Origin of the sequence: Salinivibrio proteolyticus (genome assembly GCF_001996165.1) — a bacterium.
In the GTDB taxonomy this organism is placed as follows: Bacteria; Pseudomonadota; Gammaproteobacteria; order Enterobacterales; family Vibrionaceae; genus Salinivibrio; species Salinivibrio proteolyticus.
In genome coordinates this window covers 1-25,379 of sequence record NZ_MUFP01000010.1, presented here as the reverse complement: position 1 = coordinate 25,379, position 25,379 = coordinate 1, and the positions used below count along the sequence as shown (strand labels likewise).

23 protein-coding genes are annotated in these 25,379 nt (G+C 50.2%); 13 read left to right on the top strand and 10 right to left on the bottom strand.

All coding sequences use genetic code 11. The annotated features are described in order from the left end of the window. Positions 1 to 88: 88 nt before the first annotated feature. A complete protein-coding gene (locus tag BZJ19_RS09200) occupies positions 89 to 514 on the top strand; it encodes a VOC family protein (RefSeq protein WP_235608184.1) in 426 nt (141 codons plus the stop codon). An 85-nt stretch (positions 515 to 599) separates the two neighbouring features. Here BZJ19_RS09200 and BZJ19_RS09195 read toward each other — a convergent pair whose 3' ends face one another. The 3 genes from BZJ19_RS09195 to bioA all read right to left on the bottom strand — a co-directional run bounded on the left by BZJ19_RS09195 (position 600) and on the right by bioA (position 5,073). Continuing rightward, positions 600 to 980 carry a hypothetical protein gene (locus tag BZJ19_RS09195; protein WP_077675404.1) on the bottom strand — a complete coding sequence of 127 codons (381 nt, stop codon included), beginning with the start codon at positions 978 to 980 and terminating at the stop codon, positions 600 to 602. A gap of 17 nt (positions 981 to 997) precedes the next feature. Continuing rightward, positions 998 to 3,580, bottom strand: a complete 2,583-nt coding sequence (locus tag BZJ19_RS09190; RefSeq protein ID WP_338096502.1) for a hypothetical protein — start codon at positions 3,578 to 3,580, stop codon at positions 998 to 1,000. A 218-nt stretch (positions 3,581 to 3,798) separates the two neighbouring features. After that, positions 3,799 to 5,073, bottom strand: a complete 1,275-nt coding sequence (bioA, locus tag BZJ19_RS09185; protein WP_201249187.1) for an adenosylmethionine--8-amino-7-oxononanoate transaminase — start codon at positions 5,071 to 5,073, stop codon at positions 3,799 to 3,801. A gap of 108 nt (positions 5,074 to 5,181) precedes the next feature. Here bioA and bioB point away from each other — a divergent pair, with 108 nt between their 5' ends. The 4 genes from bioB to bioD are packed head-to-tail and all read left to right on the top strand — an operon-like array spanning position 5,182 to position 8,922. Further along, complete coding sequence (gene bioB, locus BZJ19_RS09180; protein WP_077675402.1) at positions 5,182 to 6,234, top strand: biotin synthase BioB; 1,053 nt, start codon at positions 5,182 to 5,184, stop codon at positions 6,232 to 6,234. A gap of 6 nt (positions 6,235 to 6,240) precedes the next feature. Then, on the top strand, positions 6,241 to 7,455 hold the full coding sequence (locus BZJ19_RS09175) for an aminotransferase class I/II-fold pyridoxal phosphate-dependent enzyme (RefSeq protein ID WP_077675401.1): 1,215 nt from the start codon (positions 6,241 to 6,243) through the stop codon (positions 7,453 to 7,455). Further along, positions 7,437 to 8,246, top strand: coding sequence for a malonyl-ACP O-methyltransferase BioC (gene bioC, locus BZJ19_RS09170; protein ID WP_077675400.1), 810 nt, complete (start codon positions 7,437 to 7,439; stop codon positions 8,244 to 8,246). Before BZJ19_RS09175 ends, bioC begins: the two co-directional genes overlap by 19 nt. Further along, entirely contained in the window at positions 8,239 to 8,922 is a 684-nt protein-coding gene (gene bioD, locus BZJ19_RS09165) for a dethiobiotin synthase (protein WP_077675399.1), read from the top strand. Before bioC ends, bioD begins: the two co-directional genes overlap by 8 nt. Before the next feature lie 106 nt (positions 8,923 to 9,028). On the opposite strand, the gene BZJ19_RS17185 is transcribed toward bioD, so the two are convergent. Beyond that, positions 9,029 to 9,202, bottom strand: a complete 174-nt coding sequence (locus BZJ19_RS17185) for a hypothetical protein (protein WP_167314491.1) — start codon at positions 9,200 to 9,202, stop codon at positions 9,029 to 9,031. A gap of 483 nt (positions 9,203 to 9,685) precedes the next feature. Here BZJ19_RS17185 and htpX point away from each other — a divergent pair, with 483 nt between their 5' ends. Beyond that, positions 9,686 to 10,564: a protease HtpX gene (htpX, locus tag BZJ19_RS09160; RefSeq protein WP_077675398.1), complete on the top strand. Its 879-nt coding sequence runs from the start codon at positions 9,686 to 9,688 to the stop codon at positions 10,562 to 10,564. A 28-nt stretch (positions 10,565 to 10,592) separates the two neighbouring features. On the opposite strand, the gene BZJ19_RS09155 is transcribed toward htpX, so the two are convergent. Continuing rightward, the gene (locus BZJ19_RS09155; protein ID WP_077675397.1) at positions 10,593 to 11,516 is read right to left on the bottom strand and encodes a DMT family transporter; all 924 of its coding nucleotides are present in this window, start codon (positions 11,514 to 11,516) and stop codon (positions 10,593 to 10,595) included. Between the two features lie 147 nt (positions 11,517 to 11,663). On the opposite strand from BZJ19_RS09155, the gene BZJ19_RS09150 reads away from it, so the two are divergent. Continuing rightward, on the top strand, positions 11,664 to 12,113 hold the full coding sequence (locus BZJ19_RS09150) for an Lrp/AsnC family transcriptional regulator (protein ID WP_069591022.1): 450 nt from the start codon (positions 11,664 to 11,666) through the stop codon (positions 12,111 to 12,113). Between the two features lie 41 nt (positions 12,114 to 12,154). On the opposite strand, the gene trxC is transcribed toward BZJ19_RS09150, so the two are convergent. Together trxC and BZJ19_RS09140 are read right to left on the bottom strand one after the other, a co-directional pair. Further along, positions 12,155 to 12,586, bottom strand: a complete 432-nt coding sequence (trxC, locus tag BZJ19_RS09145) for a thioredoxin TrxC (RefSeq protein ID WP_077675396.1) — start codon at positions 12,584 to 12,586, stop codon at positions 12,155 to 12,157. A gap of 136 nt (positions 12,587 to 12,722) precedes the next feature. Beyond that, the gene (locus BZJ19_RS09140; RefSeq protein ID WP_077675395.1) at positions 12,723 to 13,859 is read right to left on the bottom strand and encodes a M14 family metallopeptidase; all 1,137 of its coding nucleotides are present in this window, start codon (positions 13,857 to 13,859) and stop codon (positions 12,723 to 12,725) included. A gap of 213 nt (positions 13,860 to 14,072) precedes the next feature. Here BZJ19_RS09140 and BZJ19_RS09135 point away from each other — a divergent pair, with 213 nt between their 5' ends. From BZJ19_RS09135 to pgsA, 4 genes are all read left to right on the top strand, one after another. Next, complete coding sequence (locus BZJ19_RS09135) at positions 14,073 to 15,521, top strand: NAD-dependent succinate-semialdehyde dehydrogenase (protein WP_077479710.1); 1,449 nt, start codon at positions 14,073 to 14,075, stop codon at positions 15,519 to 15,521. A 305-nt stretch (positions 15,522 to 15,826) separates the two neighbouring features. Further along, a complete protein-coding gene (uvrY, locus tag BZJ19_RS09130; protein ID WP_069591014.1) occupies positions 15,827 to 16,471 on the top strand; it encodes a UvrY/SirA/GacA family response regulator transcription factor in 645 nt (214 codons plus the stop codon). Next, complete coding sequence (gene uvrC / locus BZJ19_RS09125; RefSeq protein ID WP_077675394.1) at positions 16,471 to 18,303, top strand: excinuclease ABC subunit UvrC; 1,833 nt, start codon at positions 16,471 to 16,473, stop codon at positions 18,301 to 18,303. Before uvrY ends, uvrC begins: the two co-directional genes overlap by 1 nt. A 49-nt stretch (positions 18,304 to 18,352) precedes the next feature. Further along, positions 18,353 to 18,913: a CDP-diacylglycerol--glycerol-3-phosphate 3-phosphatidyltransferase gene (pgsA, locus tag BZJ19_RS09120; protein ID WP_069591012.1), complete on the top strand. Its 561-nt coding sequence runs from the start codon at positions 18,353 to 18,355 to the stop codon at positions 18,911 to 18,913. A gap of 144 nt (positions 18,914 to 19,057) precedes the next feature. Here pgsA and BZJ19_RS09115 read toward each other — a convergent pair whose 3' ends face one another. The 3 genes from BZJ19_RS09115 to BZJ19_RS09105 form a co-directional block, all read right to left on the bottom strand. Further along, entirely contained in the window at positions 19,058 to 20,425 is a 1,368-nt protein-coding gene (locus BZJ19_RS09115) for an ATP-binding protein (protein WP_077675393.1), read from the bottom strand. A gap of 3 nt (positions 20,426 to 20,428) precedes the next feature. Beyond that, on the bottom strand, positions 20,429 to 21,103 hold the full coding sequence (locus tag BZJ19_RS09110; protein WP_077675392.1) for a response regulator: 675 nt from the start codon (positions 21,101 to 21,103) through the stop codon (positions 20,429 to 20,431). Positions 21,104 to 21,203: 100 nt separating this feature from the next. Further along, entirely contained in the window at positions 21,204 to 22,883 is a 1,680-nt protein-coding gene (locus BZJ19_RS09105; protein ID WP_069587238.1) for an aspartate:alanine antiporter, read from the bottom strand. Positions 22,884 to 23,661: 778 nt separating this feature from the next. Between BZJ19_RS09105 and BZJ19_RS09100 the strand changes: the two genes are divergently transcribed. After that, entirely contained in the window at positions 23,662 to 24,309 is a 648-nt protein-coding gene (locus tag BZJ19_RS09100; RefSeq protein ID WP_077675391.1) for a hypothetical protein, read from the top strand. 107 nt (positions 24,310 to 24,416) lie between these two features. Further along, positions 24,417 to 25,025, top strand: coding sequence for a GIY-YIG nuclease family protein (locus tag BZJ19_RS09095; protein ID WP_077675390.1), 609 nt, complete (start codon positions 24,417 to 24,419; stop codon positions 25,023 to 25,025). The last annotated feature ends 354 nt before the right edge of the window (positions 25,026 to 25,379 follow it).

Sequence of the window (25,379 nt, the reverse complement as noted above, 5' to 3'; positions counted from 1 at the left end):
TGACCTCAAGTTATCTTGAGGTTTTATCCTTGCCTTCGATGTTTAGCTTTCCAAGCTCAGTTTTCGATAGCACGGATAAAGGGAATGAATGATGACAACAATCGAACACGTAAATATTACTGTGGTGGACATGGATGCGGCGTTAGCGTTTTTGGCGGTGGCTGTCCCCGATTTTAAAGTTCGCCAAGATGCCCAGTCGCCAAAAGGATATCGTTGGGTACATGTGGGCAATGAACACTGCTACTTTGCACTGCAAGAGCCCAACCCAAGTTCAGAGCCCAGCATACAGCCACGCAGTACCTATAAATCTCAAGGCGTGAACCATATTGGCCTGATCATTGATGACATCGATACCATCCGCGAACGCTTGCTTGAAAAAGGGTATCAGCCAAATGGGGCCATGGCGCACGAGACTCACCGCAAGCGGATGTACTTCTATGATAAAGCCGGCTTTGAGTGGGAATTGGTCGCTTACTCATCCGACAAACCGGAAGAAAGGTACCTCTACGAGTAACGCACAAAGCCGCACTGCTCGCTTTCCCAAGAAGAAAAACACCGCCTCATATACAACGGGGCGGTGTGTGTTTATCCTAGCTTTATTACATCATAGCTTTTTCTATAAGAGATAGGCTAGGAACAAGAAACCATCCCCAGATTCCGATGCAGTTGACCCACATAAACAACCTAAACTTTTTAGATTTAGTTGTCACTCGATGTCTTATGAACGGGTAGGCTAGCCAGTAGCCAAATAATCTAGTCCCAATAGAATAGGACATTTGATAGTTCCATCTCATATAGCCTTTTTCGTCATAGTATTTATCTAGATTCTTGGCTAACTGCTTATCGATGAAAACAATTCTTTCAATGCTTCCTAGCGAGACCATTGCGCTCATAATTACTGCAGGAACAGACCATATGATCACATATGCAGCAAATATTCCTGTAATAATAGTATAAGCGTGCTCAAAAAAGTTATTCAAAGCCAATCCTCTACAAACTATTCAATCAACTCTTTAAGGTCGATAACCTTTTCATAAAGGATATCACCAAAGGATTTTCCAATAGTTGTACCTGTAATTCCACCCACAGAGCCACCCACAACAAAAGCACCGATAGATGCAACTGCTAATACAGGTGCAGACGTTACTCCAACAACACCCAGTACCAATATAGTGCCTGCAGCTGCTATACTGCCGCCAACAGTTCCTCCACCGACACCACCAAAAAATCCGGCTACTTCACGAGTAGTGACTTTGCCACATTCCCCTGATCCATCGACGGAGCAGGCGTCATAAATATTCTTCACGCCACTTGCGCCGCCAAGCAACAGCCCCACATAGCCGACGCCACGGGAAGCTCCAATACCGATTGCGACATTTGCCATACGTTTACCTAAATTAGGTACGAAGCCTTTTGCGATAATTTCATCGGCATGATGAACGACAGAGCGCGTGGATAGTTTGAGATTGCGCTTAATTTGTGTATAGACAGGGATTTTAACGCTACGTCGAGATAATGCAGCAAAGCTTCCATCTAGTTTTTGAAATAGTGAGGCTCGCTCAGCGACAAAAGAACCATAGTTAATACCACCAACACGGCTCGCCATCGCCACCTGAGAGACGTAGAGGTGGTTAATTTCCAAAAGTATGTTATTGATATTTTTTAAATGTTGCTCAATTCCTACAGCTACAGCACCAATTCCCATGGAAGCATAAGCATATAAATCACTTGGTAAGCCATCTTTGCTTACTTTTTTCATGGCTTCGTCAGCATAAAAATCTAGCAATTCAAAGTGACGATTAACGGTGGAAACTTGCTCTTCAGTTAATTTTGCTAACTCTGTACTTGCTGCTGTTGCTTCTTCAATAAGAGCCGACAGCTTACTTCTCTGTGTTTCAGTGGATGGTTCTTTGGTTAGTACGACTACAATTTCCCCTTGACGGACAGGATTGTTCAAATGTGTATTGTATTTCGTCAAAAGCTTCTGGGTGTAGTCACTTGTATCTGAGGAAAAAAGGTTTTGCCAATAGTCGTCGAGGGGCTGAGTTTTTTCTACTTGAGTGAAGCCAAGCTCAAATTCAGTTGCAACATCAGATACCTTTTTGATATTAACAACGGTCACCTCTTTTGGGACTAATCTTTTATGATTAATAGCGACTGTTGAAGTATCAACTAAACAGCGCTCTGTATAGTCATAGTAAGTGTTCAGAGGATGATTAAATGGCTTAGGGCTCTCAGGTGGTAGCTCATAAATAGTTTTCTTTTCAATATCTTGTGGTTGCGAACCCTTCACAGTTAGCAAATCACCTACCGCCAATGACATCGGTTCAGCGTGATACTGTGGGTTCAACTCCAACAGCTGCTTAGCGGACAAGTCGTATTGTTCGGCAATAGCAGGCCATGATTCACGTTGGCGGGTAGTCGGATCAAACTTAACGGTATGGGTTAATGGTTGCGCTGAGTCACCAGTTTTGTCGCTATCCGACTCTGCCGGTGAGTCGTCTCGATTAGCAACGGTTTGCTTAGGGGCGGCGAGTAAATCGCTGATAGATAGTTTTACGCCGTTTTCTGCTAGCCATTCATCATCTAAATTATCGAGCTCTTCACGAGTAATTGCTTCTTTAAGATAGACGAGGTGTTGATCTTCGACGTTTTTACCACCTAACTTCCAGTAAACCAAGATAGCACTCTGGTGCTTGTTAAGGCCTTGGTCATGATTGAGTTTTTCATGGGTAGAACGCGTGGCATAAAACTGCCACTTGCCATTGCCTAGCAGCTTATATTCTTGAACAAGGCGCTTTTGGTTGAAGTGGTAATAATATCCCTCAGTGGGTAAACCGAGTCGTTCACCTAACTGAATAGAGGGCGTCACTGGAATAAAGGCTTCTCGGACCACAGCGGAGCCTTCGGGCTTCATCACTACGTGGTCAGGAACACTCACACCCATGATGTCGGCAGAGATTTTAGCCACTAGCTTTTTAGGTTCATCAAATGCGGCGTAAGCGGTGTACTTAGTACCGTGTTCGGTAGGCTTAGTTTGCCACTGGCCAATCATGCCTTCTTGCTCAGTTTTCGCTAATTGGAAAGTACAGCCCACAGCCTTACGAAACGTGTCGTCAGAGGCTGTAATCTCAAAGCAGTACTCATATTTCAAGGCTGGCGGCACGTCTGAACGGTCAGGCTTTACTGGCTCAGGGACATAGGTATCTTCGATATTTGTTGTCGCAGCTTGCGAGCTATTACTCGCGCTACGCGAACCACTCGCTCCCGCTGCAACATTCCCAGATTGGTTCGCTCTAGCAGAAAGAGCTGATTGGGCTTGTGGCGAAAGCGTTGTGCTAGTGCTCGGAGCAACGGACCATATCTTGTTAACGCTATCATGCACCATCGCTGGATGTTTCGGCGCATTGGTCAGTAGCACATACTCACCGCTATCAAGCTTTTCCTTAAACTGAGAAAAGCTCACGCCATCAGGGATGATACTGCTGACATCGCGCTCGCTCAGCGAGCTGATATCGCCCTCTACTTGACTAAACTCATACGCCATAAGCTCGGTCAATCGCACTAATTTGTAAGCCACCTTTCTGTCCGCCAGTAAATGATCATGACGCAGCATTGTACGCAACAGGCCAGAAATATGGATAGGGTTGTTGTCATGGTTACGTTAGCTATGGCTAATTTGTGAAGTGTGTGCAAGAACTTTGGTTGACGTTTTCTTTAATCAAGCGAAGAAATTCGTGCCAGTATACATCGGCATTAGATGCCGCCCCGCCTTTAACGGGGCGTGTTCGACCCTATCTACTCACCAAAAAACTGCTTAATTGCGGTGATCATGCCTTGAGTGAGTTGGTGGAGTTGGTCGTTGCGGATGCAATAAGGTGGCATTACATACACCAGTTTGCCGAACGGGCGAACCCAAATACCTTGGGCGGTCATTAAGGGCTGAATATCGGCTAGATTCACCGGGTCATTCAGCTCTATCACGCCAATTGCGCCAAGCACACGCACGTCCGCCACACACTCGAGGGCACGAGCGGGGGTTAAGCCGGTTTTTAGCTGCTGCTCGATATGCGCGACGGTCTGCGGCCAGTCACTTTCTAGCAAGGTATCAATGCTGGCGCAGGCCACAGCGCAGGCGAGTGGATTGCCCATAAAAGTGGGGCCGTGCATAAAACAGCCTGCATCACCGCTACAGACAGTATCGGCCACATGGTGGGTGGTTAGCGTGGCGGCCAAGGTCATGTAGCCGCCGGTCAGTGCCTTGCCGACGCATAGTATATCTGGGCTGATCCCCGCGTGGTCGCAGGCAAATAGTTTTCCTGTTCGGCCAAAGCCAGTCGCAATTTCATCCACAATCAGCAGAACATCAAACTCATCGCACAGAGCGCGCACTTGACGCAGGTATTCAGGGTGATAAAAACGCATACCGCCTGCGCCTTGCACGATGGGCTCTAAGATCACGGCGGCCAGTTGGCCGTGATGGGCGGTGAGTGCTTCGCGCATAGGCTGTATGTCGTCAGGGCTCCACTCACCGTCAAAACGGCTTTGTGGGGAAGGCACAAAATGATGCTGAGGCAGAAACCCTTTGTAGAGTTTGTGCATCGAATTATCAGGATCCGTCACCGACATGGCGGCGAACGTGTCGCCATGATAGCCATGACGCAAGGTCAAAAACTGTGCGCGCGATTCGCCGCGTCCCTGCCAATATTGCATCGCCATTTTAAGCGCTACTTCTACTGATACCGATCCTGAATCGGCCAAAAACACTTGCGTGAGCGGGGCGGGAGAATGCGCGACCAAGCGCTCACAAAGCGATACCGCAGGCTGGTGGGTAAGACCGCCAAACATCACATGCGACATCTTATCGATTTGCTGATGTGCCGCGGTGTTCAAAGCAGGGTGGTTGTAGCCGTGAATGGCTGCCCACCATGATGACATACCATCAATCAGAACAGTGCCATCTTCAAGATGGAGCTCGGCGCCGTTTGCGTGTGAGACGGGCAAGCAAGGCAAAGGGTCGAGCGTTGAGGTGTAGGGATGCCAGATATGCTCGCGGTCAAAATGGGTGTTGATGCTCATAAATAAATCAGATGTAAACCAGTATTATCTTGATGTGTTGACAGGTTAACGTCTGTGGGTAGACTAGCCAAGCATTAAAACGACAACAACGGGGAAAACCGCGTGGAAATAAGACACAACTGGACCGCACAGGAAGTGCAAGCATTGTTCGATAAACCCTTCATGGATTTGTTGTTTGAAGCGCAGCAAGTGCATCGTGAATACCATCCTGCCAACCAAGTGCAAGTCAGCACGCTGTTATCGATCAAAACCGGCGCCTGTCCAGAAGATTGCAAGTATTGTCCGCAAAGTGCGCGGTATCGCACCGATGTTGAGAAAGAGCGGTTAATGGAAGTGGAGCGCGTGCTCGAAGCGGCAGAAAAAGCCAAAGCTTCAGGCGCGACTCGCTTTTGCATGGGCGCCGCTTGGAAAAACCCCAAGCAACGCGATATGCCGTATTTGCTCGATATGATCCAAGGCGTCAAAGGTTTAGGGTTGGAAACCTGCATGACACTGGGCATGTTGGATGCAGAGCAAGCCAAGACCTTATCTGAGGCGGGTTTGGACTACTACAACCACAACCTCGATACCTCACCTGAGTTTTACGGCAATATTATTACCACGCGGACGTATCAAGAACGCCTCGATACCTTATCCAACGTGCGAGACGCGGGAATGAAGGTGTGTTCCGGCGGCATTATTGGGCTGGGTGAAAGTGCCCGCGATCGCGCTGGTCTGCTGGTCGAGCTGGCCAATATGCCGGTTCACCCAGAAAGCGTGCCAATCAACATGCTGGTCAAAGTAAAGGGCACACCGCTTGAGAACGTCGATGACGTCGACCCGTTCGATTTTGTCCGCATTATTGCGGTGGCGCGGATCATGATGCCCAAATCGGCAGTGCGGCTGTCTGCCGGGCGCGAAGACATGAACGAGCAAATGCAAACCTTGTGCTTTATGGCTGGCGCGAACTCGATCTTCTACGGCTGCAAGCTGTTGACCACACCAAATCCTGACGAAGACGCGGATATGCAGCTATTTAAAAAGCTGGGTATTAATCGCGAAGCGGTCAGCCAAAAGCCCGATCAAGTCACTGAGCACGACTTACTTGAGCAAGTGGCCGAGCGAGTCGCAGCGCGCCCGCAAGAGGGCGATTTGTTCTATGACGCCAGTGTCTAAGTCCCCATGACTGATACAACATCAGCGCTGACCCGTCGTTACCAAGGCGAGTTGGCCGCACGCCAGCAACAAGGCTTATGGCGGCAAAGTGGTGACAATGCCGTCGCCGAGTCATGGCGCAACTTTGCGGGAAATGATTACTTGGGCCTTGCGCAAGACCCGCGACTGGTGAAAAGGGCGCAGCAGCACCTTGAACGCTGGGGTGTGGGCGCAACGGCTTCACCGGTGGTATCCGGTTTTACCGCGGCGCATCAATCCCTTTGCGATCAGCTGTGTGACTGGCTCGGTTACTCGCAAGCGATACTGTTTAACAGTGGTTTTGCCGCCAACCAAGCCTTGCTCTTCACACTGTTAGGTAAAGACGATGTCTTGTTTCAAGACAAACTCAACCATGCCTCCTTGATTGAGGCTGGCGTATTGAGCCCTGCCACACAGCGCCGTTTTCGTCATAACGACATGGCACACCTTCGCCAACTGCTCGCAAAGCAAATCCAGCCTTCCGCATCGCTGATTGTCTCAGAAGGGGTATTCAGCATGGATGGCGATGTATCGCCAACCGAAAGCCTTACCGCGATTGCCAACCAATCGGGGGCGCTCTGGGCACTGGATGATGCGCATGGGATTGGCGTGTTGGGGCAAGAAGGCGAGGGCAGTGTTAGTCGTGGCGCACGGCCGGATATATTAGTCGTGACGTTTGGAAAAGCCTTGGGCGTTGCGGGGGCGGCAGTGCTGGCCTCTCCCACCATTATTGATTATTTGCGTCAGTTCGCGCGCCATTATGTGTATTCGACCGCCATGCCACCTGCGCAAGCGGCACTCATCGAGGATGCGATTAGGTTGGCACGAACAGAGCACTGGCGACGAGAAACACTCAGCGCTCATGCCGAACAGTTAACGCAAGGGCTCCACGACTGGTTAGAGACGACGTCTGCTTTCGAACCGCACGCTGGTAATAGGCAGCCCTTCCCGCAACTGCTCGCGACGCCTAGCCCGATCAAGCCGCTGATTATCGGCGATTTGGCAGCGTTACAGCAGGTAAATCAGGCTTTGGTGAAGGCGCACATTCGGGTGGGGGCGATTCGGCCACCGACTGTCCCCCCTAACACTGCACGTCTGCGGATCAGCTTGTCGGCACAGCATCAAAAGACAGATATCACCGCACTGATTGAGGCGCTGAAGCCGGTATTAGCGAGCGACAACACATGCGAGGTGACAGCGTGACCGTCGCCGATAAACAAGCTATTGCCAGAGCGTTTGGCCGAGCCGCACCCCATTATGATGACAGTGCGACGCTGCAACGCCGTGTCGGCCATCGGTTGATGGCATTGGCTGAGTCAGAGCAAAAGGCTGTCCGTCTCGGTACCGTCTTAGATGTCGGTTGTGGCACCGGCTATTTCACCCAGCAGTGGATGACTCACGCTAAAACAGTGATTGGACTGGATCTCAGCGCCCCTATGCTTGCGACGGCAAAAGCGCGCTGCGGTGATGCCATGCTAGGCGTACAAGCTGATGCGGAGCATTTGCCGCTGGCTGATAATAGTGTCGATCTGGCATTTAGCTCGTTAGCATTGCAATGGTGTGACGATTTGCACGTGCCATTGGCGGAGCTGAGTCGGGTCGTTAAACCCGGCGGACAAATTCTTGTTTCGACACTGCTCACCGGATCACTGTGTGAACTCGACAGCGCGTGGCAACAAGCATGCGGCATGTCACGGGTGAACCGCTTTATCACGTTATCTGGATTACAGCAGGCGACCCAACGCGCTGGGCTGATGCACGCAACCGTGTTGCAAGAAAGCGAACAGCTGACGTTTGCTAATGCCCATGCGGTGATGAAAAGCTTAAAAGGCATTGGCGCGACATATCGCCCGCAAGGTACGGGGCAGCAAGGGCTGGCGACAAGAGCGCAGTTTAGTGCGGTAGAAAAGGCGTATCAGCGTTTTGCACTTGCCGCCAACACCTTACCGGCGACCTATCAAATTGGCTACATAGTGATTCACCATCATGCATGACAGTTACTTTATTACCGGCACCGACACCGAAGTGGGGAAAACCTATACCACGGCGGCGCTGTTGCACGCTTTTATCAAACAAGGTTATCAAGCGGTGGGCTATAAACCTGTCGCTGCTGGTGCTGATTTAGCGCCTGATCACCAACTAAATAGTGACGCTGTCACTTTACAGCACGCCAGTGCGATCGCATTGCCGTATGCCGCTATCAATCCAGTGTTGTTAGAAACGCCGTGCTCGCCGCATTGGGCGGCGGTGTTAGCCAACAAGCCCATCGATACCCAGATGTTAAGCGATGGGCTCGCGCATTTAAAACAGCAGGCCAGCCCGGTATTGGTAGAAGGGGCTGGAGGCTGGCAAGTGCCACTGAGTGAGACTGAAACACTAGCCGATTGGGTGGTTACCCACCAACTGCCAGTGATCATGGTGGTGGGAATTAAACTTGGCTGTCTAAACCATGCTTTACTCACCGCAGAGGCCATACATGCACGCGGGCTTACGTTAGCCGGATGGGTGGCAAACGCCGTTGATCCCGGGGCTCAGCACAGTGACGAAATGGTGCGCTATCTTGATGCGCATTTAGATGCGCCTTGTCTGGGGCACTTGCCGTTTGCTGCTGATGCGTCGCCAGCACAACGGGCGTCAACGCTGGATATCCGTGCGCTTTTAGCGCCTTAAACGGTGGGCGCATTGAGTCATGCCGGACACAAAAAAAAGCCAGTGAAAACTGGCTTTTTGCTAATGTAGAGGCGGGCTTGTAACAGGAATGACTGAAAACGACCGCTTATTTTTGATCGTCCAGTAATCCCATTAGACCTTGCTGGACTTCTGCAATTTGTCGCGCTGCACTGGCGTCATCCGATGCTAACCCAAGTTCTGAGCAGGCTTCGTCGAAGCTCATGCCGAGATGACAGCATAAGATGTCGATAGCGACACGGTAGTTTTCTTTTTCTGCCATGGTTTCACTCCATTGATAACGCGTTGTTTTAACGCGGCTCTTGATCAGGGCTTCACACTTTGTCTCGTCTCATTGATGCTTCATCGCGATGTAAACAATGAGTGAGAAAATGTTATCTAGTTTTAAACAGCTGCAGCCAAATTAGCGCCGTCTTAACGCAATTACAACTCGACTAAAGTCTATAGTAGCTTGGATTTGTCTAAAATGCTGGTCCTGTGTGTTAAGTTTGTTTTTATCTTTATGAATTATAGATAAAAATTTCTCAATCGGCCTAGCTCACATTTTATCTATATCAGATGGGAATAACGTGCCACACTAACTGGTCAGCGGAGTGGTGCTGCTGTTTGTAGCGATGGGCGGATTCAATCATTTTATTCGTAACAAATTGCATCAAAGGATTGTTTTTATCTTGAATGCCCATACTATTTTTACCATTACAACAAGTAAGCGCTAAACACTGGGTTTAAGCGACGGAGACACACGATGAAACGCATAGGATTATTTCTTGCTACCAACCTCGCGGTACTGATCGTATTCAGCATTGTGCTGAACATCATCTACGCGGTCACAGGCATGCAACCGGGCAGCTTGTCTGGGTTGCTGGTATTGGCGGYTGTATTCGGTTTTGGCGGCTCAATTATTTCGTTGCTGATGTCAAAATCCATGGCACTTCGCTCAGTAGGGGCGCAAGTGATTGAGCATCCACGCAATGAAACCGAGCACTGGTTGATGAACACCGTTAGCCAACAGGCTCAGCGTGCTGGCATTGGCATGCCTACTGTGGCGATTTATAACTCGCCCGATATCAACGCATTTGCCACCGGAGCAAAACGAGACGACTCCGTGGTCGCGGTATCAACGGGGTTACTACAAAGCATGACCCGTGATGAAGCGGAAGCGGTACTGGCGCACGAAGTCAGCCACATTGCCAACGGCGACATGGTCACCATGACCTTGATGCAAGGGGTAGTGAACACCTTCGTTATCTTTATTTCTCGTGTAATCGCCGGCGCGGTGAGTGGCATGAACAGTGACGAAGAAGGTGAAGGCGGTGGCAACTGGATGATGTACTTCTTGGTGTCGTCAGTGCTAGAAATCGTGTTTGGTATTCTGGCTAGCATTCTCACCATGTGGTTTAGCCGTCATCGCGAATTCCGCGCCGATGCAGGCTCTGCGCAGCTGGTAGGCAAACAGAAAATGATTGCGGCGCTGGAGCGTTTAAAAGTCAGCCACGAGCCGAAACTGGAAGGCTCAATGATGGCATTTGGCATCAACGGTAAGAAAACGCTGAGTGAGTTGTTTATGACTCACCCACCGCTAGAAAAACGTATCGATGCCTTGCGTCGTGGCGACTATCTCTAACCGGATAGCGTTTACGTCGAATCACAGATTAAGCGGCCTGCGGGCCGCTTTTTGTTTGTGTGCGTCGCCACTTTATCCCCTCACTGGCGAGCACCGCACCGAATACGATCAACGCCATCGCCACAACGGTGAGCAGACTGACGGTTTCTGAGAACACAGGAATGGCGATCAGCGCGGCCACCACAGGCGTAAATGCGCCTATTGCGGCACTCATTTCTGCACCTAAGCGACGAATCGCAAATGCATAGCTGTAATTGGCAATGATCCCCACGCCCAAGCCTTGCGCCAGCACATGGTAGCCCAGCTCGCCCAAAGGCGCTTGGAGCAAGTTAAACGAGATCAGCCCGCTCATCGCGCCCACAGGCAGCAACAAGACGGCCGAAATCGCGAGTACCGCTCCGGCTTCTGCGGCATTCAATCCTGTCACACGTACGCCAATGGTAAACCACGCCCAGCTGATACTGGCCGCAAGCAAAATCAAATGGCCTTGGGTGACGCTCCACGGTGAGAAGAATAGCGAATGCCACAAAAACACACCGATACCGATCACTATAAGCCCAATCCCTAATCGCCGTCCCACCGAGAGTGATTCACCATAAACGCCCCAAGCGATGGTAGAGACAAACAGTGGCAAGATCCCCGGAATTAACGAGGCGCCATCGGCAACATGGGCTAACTGCATACCGGTGGCAGCGAGCAGATAAAACGGTAAACCAGCACCGAAGGCAATCGCAAACAGATAACGTTTGGGCACGGAGACAATATGACGGACTCGATGACGGCTCAGCCAACCAAATAGGAGAGCGGCGGGCAAAAAGCGCAGTAGGGCAACATCGCCACTGGTTAACACCGATTGGCTGGCCTGACGCAATGAGATAAACAGGCTCGCCCAAATGGTCACGGTGACAAGCATGGCGGCAAGGCCTAATACACGTTGAGAGGTGGCAGGCATGGTTGGTCACTTCCTTGTTCAAGAATAGAGTTAGTGTGGCAGCGTCAAAGGAGGGATTGGTGGCAAATTAAAGAGTGATTTTCCATTATGTTAGCGTTTATCATCTTTAATTATATTTTTGTTGTTGAAAATCACTAAGGAAGCGATTTGGACAGTAAAGACAAAGCGATTCTGGCGCTGTTGCAAGACGATGCGCGGCGTACCACCGCGGAAATCGCTGATGCGGTTGGGTTGTCGTTTTCGCCTTGTGCAAGACGAATCAAAAAGCTGGAAGCCGATGGGGTGATAGCGTCCTATCAGGTCACCCTAAATCGCCAGCGGATTGGGCTAAACATGACCTTTTTCGTTAACGTGAGTTTGAGTAATCATCGAGAAGAGGCGATTGTCACCTTTGAAAACGCGCTGGTGGATATGGATGAAGTGATCAACGGCCACGTGATCTCAGGTACTTATGACTATTTACTGGAAGTGGTGACGCGCGATTTACCGCACTATGAAGCCTTTATGCGCCAGTTACAGACCTTGGCGATGGTCAAAGACATCAATACCAATGTGGCGATCCGCGCGGTAAAACAAGGCGCGGCGCTAAAAGTGTAGCGCCGCGTGATCATTATGAAAGGATGGTTAGCGAATAGCGATTAGCTAAGGTGCTGGCTCAACCAGTCGCTAAAGGCATTTTGTGGCAGGGCGCCGTTCATCATGTCAACGCGCTCGCCGTTTTTAAACACCATTAGCGTCGGAATGCTGCGAATACGATATTGTGCCGCCAGCGCTTGCTGCGCTTCAGTGTCAATTTTCACAAACAGCGCACGCCCCTCTTCCTGTTCGGCGATGGCCTCAAAAGCAGGTGCAAAACTTTGGCATGGTCCGCACCAAGGGGCCCAAAAATCCACTACTACTGGCTTGTCGCTATTAAGTAAGGCAGCAAAGTTATCGCTGGTGCCTTCAATGGGTTTTCCTTCCAATAGCGCTGATTGACACTTGCCACACTTGGGCACGTCGTTCACGCGTTCGCTCGGAATACGGTTCATTGCTTGGCAGTGAGGGCAACGTGAGGTTAGGGTTGTCATTATTGTTCCTCGTCGAATGATTTTTGGCTAGTTTACGAGCCTTTGCCGACGAGCGAAAACAGAAATAATCTATGACAGACATAGAAAAAGCCGATGACGCGGCATCGGCTTTTGAGTCTCGCGCATATTGGGTGCGTTACAGTGTATCCACTACCGCGAGGATGGCGCTGAGCATATCGCGACCAAAGGCTTGGCTGCGCGCAGATGACCAGCCAAAGTCTGGATCCGGTTGGTCGTTGTGATCTTTAAAGGGCATTTCAACCGTGTATGACAAACACTTAAAGCGCTCGCCAATCCAGTTTGATCCCACGGTTAAATTGGCTTTACCGGGCGCGTCTTTTTCATAGCCATGCTCGTCTTGAAACTCCGGCGTCACGGTAAGCAGCGCACGTTTGAAGCGGTTTTCAAGATCGGCCATACGTTCATCGTAAGATGGGATCCCCTCGCAACCGGCTACAAAGTTGTACGGTATCGCCTCATCGCCGTGAATATCGAGGCACATTTTCACCCCTGTTTGCTCCATACGGGCACGAACATGATATACCTCAGGGCTGCGCTCAAGGCTTGGCGTTTCCCATTCGCGGTTTAAGTTGGCACCGACGGCATTGGTGCGTAAGTGGCCGCGTACGCTGCCATCGGGATTCATGTTGGGCACGATGTAAAAGTCCGCTTTTTCCAACAGCGCACGGGCGGTGGTGTCCGTGTCGTCAAGCAATCGGTCGAGCAAACCTTCCATAAACCATTCCGCCATGGTCTCGCCGGGGTGCTGGCGGGCAATCAGCCAAATGGGCGTTTTCGGTTGAGCGGATTCCCCTAAATCAGCGCGAATTTTCAATAGGCTAATATCGCGGCCATCTAGGGTTTGGCCAAGCGTTTCTAATTGGCACTGTGGGTAGGTTTGCGCTTGATGAATCAAATCCAAGTGGCGCTCATAGCTATACGGTGCGAAATACGCAAAGTACATCGAGCCGTGTTGCGGCGTCACCTTCATGGTCAAGGTATCGCCGTCGAATTCAGTAGGAACACGGAACCAGGTATCACGGTCGTATGAGGCAACCGCTTGGTAGTCTTTCCAGCCTTCAGGGTAGGCAGAGCCTGCAAGCTGCTGAATATGGAGCGTATGGGCCTGATTGACCTCAGCTTCAAGGCGAAAGTGGAACCACTGATAAAACTCAGACTGATTGTCTTGGTGAATGGCAAGCTGGATATTGTTGATGTCGTCGTCATTCAGAACGCGGATATTCCCGCTATCGAACTGGCTAAAAATACGCATAGAGCATCCTTTTTCTGTTGAAGGGCCAGCTGTGTTTGCGCCGGTATCTATAAGCCGTTGTGGTTATTTGCTGTCTACTTGAGCAGACATTGTGCATTTACTGGCTTATAGTCGTTGATCTCAGCGAATATCTTGCCGTGCTATTCGTGAGCTGGCAAGGTGCCAGTATGATTTGGGTGAACGCGCAACACCTTTGAACAAAAAGGAGCCATTATGCAATTGCAGGACATGACGCTGCTTAAGACACAAGCACTGATTAACGGTCAATGGAAAGATGCCCACAACCAAAAAACACGCCCGGTGACCAATCCTGCCAATGGAACGTGTTTGGCAAACGTACCCAATATGGGCGCCGAGGAAACACGACAAGCAATTGATGCCGCCGATGCGGCCTTGCCCGAGTGGCGTGCGCTAACGGCGAAAGCCCGTGCCGATGTATTGTACCGCTGGTACGAGCTGATGCTGGAACACAAAGACGACTTAGCGGCGATCATGACCGCCGAGCAAGGCAAGCCGCTGAAAGAAGCCGCGGGCGAGATCCAATACGCGGCGTCATTTTTGCAGTGGTTTGCTGAAGAAGCGAAGCGCGTGTATGGCGCGACTATTCCTGCCGAGCAGGCCGATAAACGCATCTCTGTGATCAAGCAGCCGATTGGCGTAACGGCAGCGATTACGCCTTGGAATTTTCCGGCCGCGATGATCACCCGCAAAGCCGCGGCAGCACTGGCGGCAGGTTGTACGATGGTGGTGAAGCCGGCCAGTGATACACCGTTGTCGGCGTTGGCGCTAGGAGAATTGGCACTGCGCGCGGGTGTGCCTGCCGGGGTACTAAGCATTGTCACCGGCACGGCTGGGCCGATTGCCGACACGCTTTGCAGCGATGATCGGGTACGTAAGCTCTCATTCACTGGCTCGACGGAAATTGGCGCACAACTGATGGAAAAATGCGCGCCAAGCATTAAAAAGCTGTCGCTGGAGTTGGGGGGCAATGCGCCGTTTATTGTTTTTGATGATGCGGATATCGATGCTGCGGTTGAAGGTGCCATTGCGGCTAAATACCGCAATGCGGGACAAACGTGCGTTTGTGTGAACCGAATCTATGTGCAATCGAGTATCTATGACGCCTTCGCAGAAAAATTCACACAAGCGGTTAGTCAATTACGTGTCGGTCTTGGCACCGATGACAAGGTGGACATTGGCCCGCTGATTAATCGTGGTGCGATCGACAAAGTGAAAGCGCATTTGGACGATGCCAAGCAACACGGTGGCGAGATCCTGCTTGGCGGCGATTGCCCAGAGTTAGGGGAAAACTTTACTCAGCCTGCGGTCATCAAACATGCCACACCGGCGATGCGGATTGCTAAAGAAGAAACCTTCGGTCCGGTTGCGCCCTTGTTTGCTTTTAATGATGACGCTGAGGCTATCGCAATGGCGAACGATACCGAGTTTGGTCTGGCGTCGTATTTTTATGCGCGAGACATTAGCCGCGTGCATCGTGTCGCAGAAGCCTTGGAGTACGGCATGGTGGGGATTAATACCGGCCTTATTTCAACCGCGGTGGCGCCCTTTGGTGGGGTGAAACAATCAGGCTTGGGCCGAGAAGGGTCACAATGGGGCTTGGATGAATACCTCGAAATGAAGTATCTGTGTTTGGCGCTATAGCCTAAGGGGTTTAGCCCTCTCGTAATCACGGACAGGGCCGCGATGTGTTCAAAAATGCTGACATGTCAACATGACGTTACTCCGTTTATGGTCAGCAACTTGGTGCAAATATCACCGTGTTGGCCATAATTTAGACGGGTTGACTGTTTTTTGACAGTTCAGTGTATGAAAATTTGCGATTCGGTACATCGGCCCTGTTGTTGCCTTTTCATCCGTGGTAAAACTCAAGTAATATGCGTTAAGACACGTCCAACCGTTGCGGTGAAGCAACAAGTTGGCGAACCAAACCAAGTGGAGATACAAGATTGATCACTGTTTTCCTTGTAGATGATCACGAGCTGGTTCGCACAGGGATTCGACGTCTATTAGAAGACGTCCGTGGAATTAAAGTGGTAGGGGAAGCCGACAGCGGTGAAGCCGCACTCAAGTGGTGTCGGCAAAATCACGCCGATATTGTCCTGATGGACATGAACATGCCGGGCATCGGGGGTTTGGAAGCCACACGTAAGTTGCTTCGCTACTCGCCGGATGCCAAGATCATCGTACTCACGATTCATACCGAGAACCCATTCCCAACCAAGGTGATGCAAGCGGGTGCCGCGGGCTATCTCACCAAAGGGGCGGGCGCGGACGAAGTGGTGAATGCGATCCGCATGGTCAATAGCGGCCAACGGTACATTTCCCCGGATATTGCTCAGCAAATGGCGCTTAGTCAGTTTTCCGCTTCTTCTGACAACCCTTTCAAGGAGCTGTCTGAACGTGAATTGCAGATCATGCTGATGATCACCAAAGGGCAAAAAGTCACGGACATTTCCGAGCAGCTCAGTTTAAGCCCCAAAACCGTTAATAGTTACCGCTATCGTTTGTTTAGCAAGCTAGGCATTAACGGGGATGTGGAGTTGACTCACCTCGCCATTCGTCACGGGATGTTAGATACCGAGACTCTGTAGTGCCAGACACATTTGATTCAAAAAGCTTTTTAAAAACGGTTCCTCACCAACCGGGCGTTTATCGCATGATGGACGCCTCGGGTGAGATCATTTATGTGGGTAAGGCGAAAGATCTGAGCAAGCGTCTTGCCAGCTACTTTCGTGTGCAAGTTTCCAGCGAAAAAACCAAAGCCTTGGTGCGAAACATCGCCAATGTGGAAGTCACCGTCACCCACACGGAAACGGAAGCGCTGATCCTTGAACACAACCTCATCAAGCAACACCTGCCGAAATACAACGTGTTGCTGCGCGATGATAAATCCTACCCCTACATTTATCTAAGCGGCCATACCCATCCTCGCTTGGCGGTTCATCGCGGTGCGAAAAAGAAAAAGGGCGAATACTTCGGCCCGTTTCCGGATGCGAGCGCAGTGAGACAAAGCCTGCACTTGCTGCAGAAAATTTTCCCCGTTCGCCAATGCGAAGACTCCGTTTACGCCAACCGCAGTCGTCCCTGTTTGATGTATCAAATTGGTCGGTGTGCGGGGCCTTGTGTGCCCGGATTGGTCAATGATGAGGAGTACGCCGAGCAGGTGAATTTTGCCCGTTTATTCTTGCAGGGCAAAAATCGCCAAGTGATCGATTCGCTGGTGGAAAAAATGGAAACCGCCAGTCAGCAGCTTCAATTCGAAAAAGCCGCTGAATACCGTGATCAAATCCAAGCCTTGCGCCGTGTGCAGGAGCAGCAGTTTGTCTCGCAAGATAGCGACGAAGATCTGGACGTGATTGGGTTTGGACTTGAGAACGGTGTGGCCTGTATTCATGTGCTGTTTTTACGCCAAGGTAAAGTGTTAGGTAGCCGCAGCTACTTCCCCAAAATGCCAGCGGAGACGGAACCTGCCGAAGTGGTGTCTAGCTTTGTCAGCCAGTTTTATTTGRCCCAAGCAGAAGGGCGCACCATTCCTAGCCACATTTTGATTTCTGATGACATCGGCGACGATCTTACCTGGTTGTCAGATACCTTGAGTGAAATCGCCGGGCGGCGTGTGCAACTGCAAAGCAAACCACGCGGCGCGCGGGCACGCTTCTTAAAGCTAGCCAACACCAATGCGCGTACGGCGTTAACCAGCAAGATAAACCATCGCATGACCATCCAGCACCGCTACAAGATTTTGCAAGAAACGCTAGGGTTAAACCCGGTCAAACGGATGGAGTGTTTTGATATCAGCCACACCATGGGTGAAAAAACCGTGGCGTCGTGCGTGGTGTTTAACCAAGATGGCCCGCTAAAAAAAGAGTATCGCCGTTACAACATTGAAGGGATCACCGGCGGCGATGATTACGCTGCAATGGCCCAAGTGCTGACTCGTCGCTACAGCAAACAGCTCGAGCCAGAAAAAATCCCCGACATTATCGTGATTGATGGGGGGAAAGGGCAGCTCAATCGCGCGTGGGAGGTACTGAAACCCCTGATCGCCGATTGGCCCATTCATCCGCTTATTTTGGGTGTTGCCAAAGGGACTAGCCGTAAACCGGGCCTAGAGACACTGATCAAAGTCTCTGGCGAGCAATTCTCGTTGCCGGCCGACTCACCGGCGTTGCATCTTATTCAACACATTCGCGATGAAAGCCATGATCACGCTATTGCTGGACACCGCGCCGCACGCGGAAAAGCACGCAAACAAAGTGTGCTGACCCAAATCGAAGGTATTGGTCCGAAACGTCGCCAAGCTTTGCTGAAATATCTTGGTGGGATCCAAGAGTTGCGCAACGCCAGTGTCGAAGAAATCGCCAAAGTCCCCGGGATCAGCCGAACACTGGCAGAGAAAATTCATTCCTCATTGCAAGGTTAGAGGCAATGGGGCAACATAACGTAGTCAATCCAACAATAAAAAGCTGAGCATGCGCCTTAATATACCCACCATTTTGACCTTTTTGCGCCTTGCGCTAATCCCGGTCTTTGTCATCGCCTATTATTTGCCCTACGAATGGGCTCCGTTTGCCGCGGCACTCGTTTTTGTGATTGCCGGTGTTACTGATTGGTTGGATGGGTATTTAGCTCGCCGTTTAAAACAATCGACCCGTTTTGGCGCCTTTCTCGATCCCGTTGCCGATAAGGTGATGGTGGCAATTGCCATGGTGTTGATTGTCGAGCATTACTACTCCATTTGGGTCACGATTCCCGCTGCGACTATGATTGCGCGAGAAGTGATTATTTCGGCACTGCGCGAGTGGATGGCGGAAATTGGTAAACGTGCCAGCGTTGCTGTCTCTTGGGTGGGCAAATTTAAAACGGCCTCACAAATGTTTGCTCTAACGATGCTGCTTTGGCACGCCGCGCCTTGGATTGAATGGCTAGGTTATGTCGCGCTCTATGCTGCAACCGGCCTGACCTATTGGTCGATGTACCAATATATGATGGCTGCTAAAGACGATTTGTTAGCAGACCCAGACAGCGATTAGCCCGCGTTGGCGTCTCGGTCTTAGCGAGTGGGAAATGCGCAGCTTCGCCGAGTCCGATATATCTGCAGCCCAGTGAAAACATAGCTTAATAAAAAACGCAGCCCAAACGGCTGCGTTTTTTATTGGCATCACACACGGTGTTAGCTAGCGTTTGGGCAGGGTGAGAACAAACGCGGCGCCCTGTAATGAGGATTGGGCGACTTGAATGGAACCATCATAGCTGGCAATAATTTCATCACACACCGCCAAGCCAATCCCAGTGCCCGGATTTAGCTGATCGGCACGCACGCCGCGCTGAAAAATACTCTCGCGATAACACTCCGGCACGCCGGGGCCGTCATCCTCGATAGAAAGCTGCCACGCATCGCCTTTATCTTCCAATCGGATCAGCACCTGCTCAAGACAAAAGCGGTACGCGTTCTCGAGTAAATTCCCCAACAGCTCCATCAGATCGCTGCGATGAAGCGGGAGGGTGGCATCTTCAGCAAAGCCACGGATCACCGTCACGGGTTTATCCCGATAGGCTTTATCTAACATCCCCGTCAGACTATCGACAGGAATGGTTAGCGAGCTGTCATCACGCTTTAGGCCGCGTTGCCCCACCAAAGCCCGTTTAAGCTGGTACTGCACCATGTCATCCATTTGGCTGACTTGCTCCAAAATACGCTTGTTCAATTGCTCGCGATTCAAGCTGTTATCATCGAGTAGGGCGTTGGTGGCCGCTAAGCGTGTTTTAAGGCTATGTGCCAAGTCATCCATGGCGTGACGATAACGCACTTTTTGCTTTTCCCGCTGTGTGATCATCTGATTGAGTGCTTGGGTGAGATCTTGCAGCTCATCAGGGTAATCACTGTCCAAGGTTTGTTGACGCGATTCGGTGATCGCAATCAGCTCTTTCGCCAAGCGGCGCAGTGGCGAAAAACTCCAATGGCACGCCGCCACAACCAGCGCAGAAGCAGAAAAGAACAGCAAACTGATGTAAAACCATGTCTCTGTTTCCAAATTGGCGAGCTGTTGCTTTTCTTGCCCCACATTACGCAGTACATACAAATGATTAGGGCTATCGCTCGGCTGCTTATCAGAAGATAGCCGTTGGGCCACCACGTTGAACCCCCCAATCGATAGATACTGTGGCGTGGTGGCTTGCGAAGGGAAGAGGGCACAAATGTCATCCACCTTTAAGGCTTTGACATCTCGCGATGTCCATAAGGTGTGATTTTCTGGGGTGCAGAGAACCGACATATAATCCGAGCTAGACGGATCAAGCGATTGGATCCACGCGGTGAGCTGGTCGGCACGGATTAAGCCATCGCGGCTGAGCTGCGCCATCACCATCGGAATTTGCGACACCAAATCGCGCGAGTACGCCGCCATTGAGTTTTGCTGATACAGCTTATTAATCAACGCCGCTAGGGCAATCGAAAACAGTAAAATAATACCGATCGAGGTAGCAAGCACACGGGTTCGCAACCGCGTGCGGCAACGACACAAAGCGAATTGGCCTAATTTCATGAATTACTCAGCTTGGATTTCAAAAAGATACCCTTGACCACGCACGGTGGAAATCGGGTTTTCATGACCGCTTTGTACCAGTTTTTTGCGTAAACGGCTAATCATCACCTCGATGGTATTCGGATCGCCGTCTTGGTCGTGATACAGCACATCGAGTAAACGCTGTTTGGAGATCACTTCGCGGCTGTGGCGAATCAAGTACTCAAACAGATCATACTCAAAGGCGGTCAGCTCTAAAGGTTGGCCTTTTACCAAGACGGATTTGGCCAGCAAATCGAGCTCGATATCGCCTGCGGTAATGGTAGGTTTCACAAAACCGGCACTCCGTCGCACCAAGGCATTCAGCCGTGCCACCAATTCTGGCTTTTGAAACGGCTTCACCAAATAATCATCCGCGCCGGCATCCAGCCCGGTCACTTTATCCTGCCAATTCGCGCGGGCGGTTAATACCAAAATAGGTAAACGCAGCCCCTTGGCACGAATGTCGCGAATTAAACTAATGCCATCTTGATCGGGCAAGCCTAAGTCAATGATTGCAATGTCATTTGGAAATTGATCGGCATAATACAGCCCCTCGCTGGCTGTGCTGGCACAGCGCACATGATGACCCAGCTCAGTCAGCTCCGTTTTCACGTGATGACTGAGAATCGAATCATCTTCGATAATAAGCACCTGCATGCGTAACCCCTTGTGAGCAAAAAAGCGCCCAAATTGGACGCTTTCATTATATGCATAGTCGCTGAATTATTGCTGACCGAATAGAAGGTTAGCCAATAAATTACACCAGAATGATCAACAGGGTACCGGCCAAGGTGAGGATCACGTTGGCAATCGCATAGGTGCCTGCATAACCCAGCGCCGGAATGGTGCTGCGGGCATGCTCGTTAATCATATCCATCGCAGGCGCACAGGTACGCGCACCGACAATAGCTCCGAACAACAAGGCACGGTTCATTTTCAGCACATAGGCGCCAATCAAATAGGCGATAATCACAGGGATCACGCTGATAAAGATACTGGCAATGATCACTGAAAAGCCCATATCGGCGATGTATTCAAATAAACGGCCACCGGCACTTAACCCAATGCCAGCCATAAATGTCATCAACCCGAGCTCTTTGACCATGTTCAGCGCCCCTTGTGGCACATAACCAAACGTGGGGTGATTGGCGCGCAAGTAACCCAAGCTAATTCCCGCCAGCAACAAACCAGCGGCATTACCCAAACCAAAGGTCACTTGGCCGAAGGTCATGGTGATCATCCCCAGCCCAAGGCCGAGAATAAAGAAACAGCAGAACGCGAGCAGATCGGCCATTTGGCTGTGAATCGAGATAAAGCCAATGCGTTCAGCCAGACCTTTCACACGGCTTTTCTCGCCGCTGATCTGCAGCACATCACCTTTATTGAGAATAATGCCTTGGTCCATCGGCATTTCTACCTGTGCGCGCACCACACGGTTTAAGAAACAGCCATATTCTGACAGATTCAGATCGGATAGCTTCTTCTGCGCGACGCTGTCATTTTTTACCACGATTTCTTCTTCAACAATGCGCAAGTCAAGCAGATCGCGATCAAACACTTCTTTCCCGTTACGGAAACTGGGGTCGAGGCGGGCATGGCTATCGGGATAGCCCACCAGTGCAATTTCATCGCCTTCTTGCAAAATCGCATCACCATCTGGGTTCGCCAAAATGCCATTACGACGAATGCGCTCGATGTAACAGCCGGTTTGACGATAAATACCCAGCTCGCGCAGATTGCGGCCATCAATCCACTGGATCAGTTCAGGGCCGACCCGATAGGCGCGGATAATGGGTAAATAGACTTTACGCTGCGACTCACTCCCCAAGCCGCGTTCAATCGCAATTTGCTGCGCAGAGTGCTCTAAGTTGTGTCGCTGTAACTTCGGCATCAATTTCGCCAGCACAATCAAGCTGACCAAACCGGTTAAGTACGCCATGGCATAACCGACACTGAGGTTATCGATCATCATGCCCAGCTGCTCCCCCTCAACGCCCGTGAGTCCGGAATTTAGGGCATCTTTCGCGCCCACCAGTACCGGCGTTGCAGTCAGCGCGCCTGCCATCATGCCGGTGGCAATGCTGATATCCAGCCCCAATTGCTCTTGGAAAAACAAGGTTAAGCCAATGGCACTGAGCAGCACGGTGAGCGCCAGTAGCAAATACGACTTACCATCGCGGAAGAAAACGCCAAAAAAGTTCGGGCCTGCCTCAATACCTACACAGTAGATAAACAGCATAAAACCGATGCTGAGCGCATCAGGCGAGAAGGTGAACCCAGCGTTACCGAAAATGATCGCGGTAAACAGTACACCGATGGATCCACCCAATTGCACATTACCAATTTTGACCTTTCCAACCGCAAGGCCCATGGCAAGTACCACAAAAAGGAGCAAAATATCGTTTTGGAGCAGGAGGTTATTGACGTCTATATTCACAGCACAAATATCCAACAGCGTGCGGAGGAGGTTAAAGTGGTGAAAATTATACCAACCTAAATCACAATTTGTTGTACAAATTTAGTGAAATAATCATTAATTTTGCGTAAAAAAGGACCAATTAACCGCGTTTGGTCAAATTAAACCAAAGAATTCACCACCGCCGAGTTTCTAGACGCCAGCTGTCACCTCCGCTAACACCCAGCTATTGTGGCTTTTGCCTCCCCCAAGCATCGCTAAGACGACACTTTTACACCTGCTATTTTTCCCAGCCTACACCCGCCAAACGCGACTCCTGTAACCAACCGCAAAGTAATTTTTTGGAGCGAATATCACAGAACAAGCGCTAGCTAACATTTTGGACATTAGCGCATGAAAAGGTATTTAGACATTTGGTAGGCTAAAAAGTAAACAAAGAGACAGATCGCTTACCGAGTGCGGACAATCGATGGGCGGTAGCGTGGGTAAAGGCTGGATAGTTAACCAGCCTATCGGATAGAGAAGCCTAATCGGATGCACGCTTTCTCATCATGCATTCACGCTTTCTCAGTCCAGTAAAATAAAAGAATCTATTCATCAATGGGTTACATTGTTAGGTTCGGGGATAGTGTGAATGCACCAGCCGTGATAGGCGGCATGCACACTTTCGCGGGAAAGAAACAGACAGTAATCGCGATAAATGCTCTTAATAACAGCAAGTTAAGAAATAAAAGGCGCGTATGACGGTTTTGGGGAAGTGAGTGCGCGCTAATACAATGTGAGCTGAAGGTGAAAGCGCATGGATGCACGACATAGTCTGATAGAGGCGTACTTCAAGCATCTCGAATCGAAGCTTGAGACGATCCGAGCTATATCGGAGATCTCAGAAGAGGAAGCTTTGATGCTGTGTTGTTGCCACCTCGAAGCTCTTGGAGCAAGGCAATATCAAGAAGTGGAGTACATCGATCCGCCCCGAAAAGCGATACCGAACTATTCAAAGTCTGCTGCTTTCACAAAAGTCTTGGCTGAACATAGCGGATATGGCTTTTGGAATAAAATTCACCCGATTGGCTTGCTCTCTTACCTTCCCAAATTGTTCGATCCTGACATGCAGGACTACATGATTGCATTGGGCGAAATAGGTTATGAATTGAGAGAAGAGGGTTTTGTGATCGAGGCTGTTTCACACCTTTTTCGCAATTCGAAACAAAGAAAGTGGTTTGAAAATCATTGTCACAAAGGAAGTCTCGGCAATATTGCGTATTCGAAGGTAAGGAGCGAGATTGTCCACAACATTACGCACCAACCAATTTCCTTCGATGCCAAGTGGCAAGGAGAAAGGCTTCCAGACATTGATTACGGCTTGATGGTTGATTGCTTGGAGAATGTGATTTCGAGCTTAAAAGCTATCTCTCTCGAGACAAGAAGGTTCTGGTGGGAACAATGAACGCTGGCCATCTGGACTCAGCTAACCAATGCGTCAACGGGACCGATTTTCCGCTGCCGCTCCAAACCGGCCCGTTACGCTGGCGTTAGACGAAAGAGAAACATGACATGGCTGTTACACCTGGCTTCATATATGTTTTGATACACCCATCTGACCAATATCTAATAAAGGTGGGTATGACTACTCGAAGCCCACAAGTCCGTTTGAAGGAACATAATACTCAATTTGATAAGGCGGCAGGCCAGGTTGTCGAAGCGACAGGCCAAGAATGGATAATAAAAGAGTACTTTGAAGTAGAAGATACTTACAATGCAGAAAGCGCCTTCTTTCATAGATCACCGCTTACTGAAATACCACATGCTTTAAGTGACGAATTATTAAAGCTAGACGATAAGTATATGAATTGGGATTGGGTGAATGAAGGGTTGGTAGCTGCTAAATCGGCTGGCATCCGAAGTAATACTTCACAACCACCTAATCCTAAACCAGAACCCAAAAAAGGCGCAAAGTGGATCGAAGCCCAGATTGAGGGCTCTGGCCTAAAACCAATTAAAGGTTGTGGTAACGGAATAACAAAAGTTTCTTTTGAATGCCCTGAAGGACATATATTTAAAATAAGTGGATACAGTCTAATTCGTTTCCCGTTTTGCCCCGTTTGTGAGCCCGAGCGATTTGATGCGTACACACTTAGAAGAGTTAAAGTTTGCAGTTCATGAATAATTATTCTACATCGTCTAACACATATGAGCCCTTCTCCGGTCAATAGGCAATAGCATTTTTTGGCTGCGCTAGCAGCCAATGCTCTCGAACAACAAAGTCGTCTACTTCGCTCTGTCATTTCCGCCATTAAGTCATTGCTTACGGCAAACACATATAGAAGGTCTCTTACGCAAACACATATAGAAGGTCTCTTACGGCGGTCTCACCGCTGCCTGCCAATCCTGTGACATATAGCTCGAAAGTGCATAGGTAGGCGCTGCGTCTGACACTTTTCTCGTTCCCACGCAGGAGCGAGGGAAAGGAAATAACGCTATGTGAAACAGACCGTCAACTATGGCTTAGTACAAGGG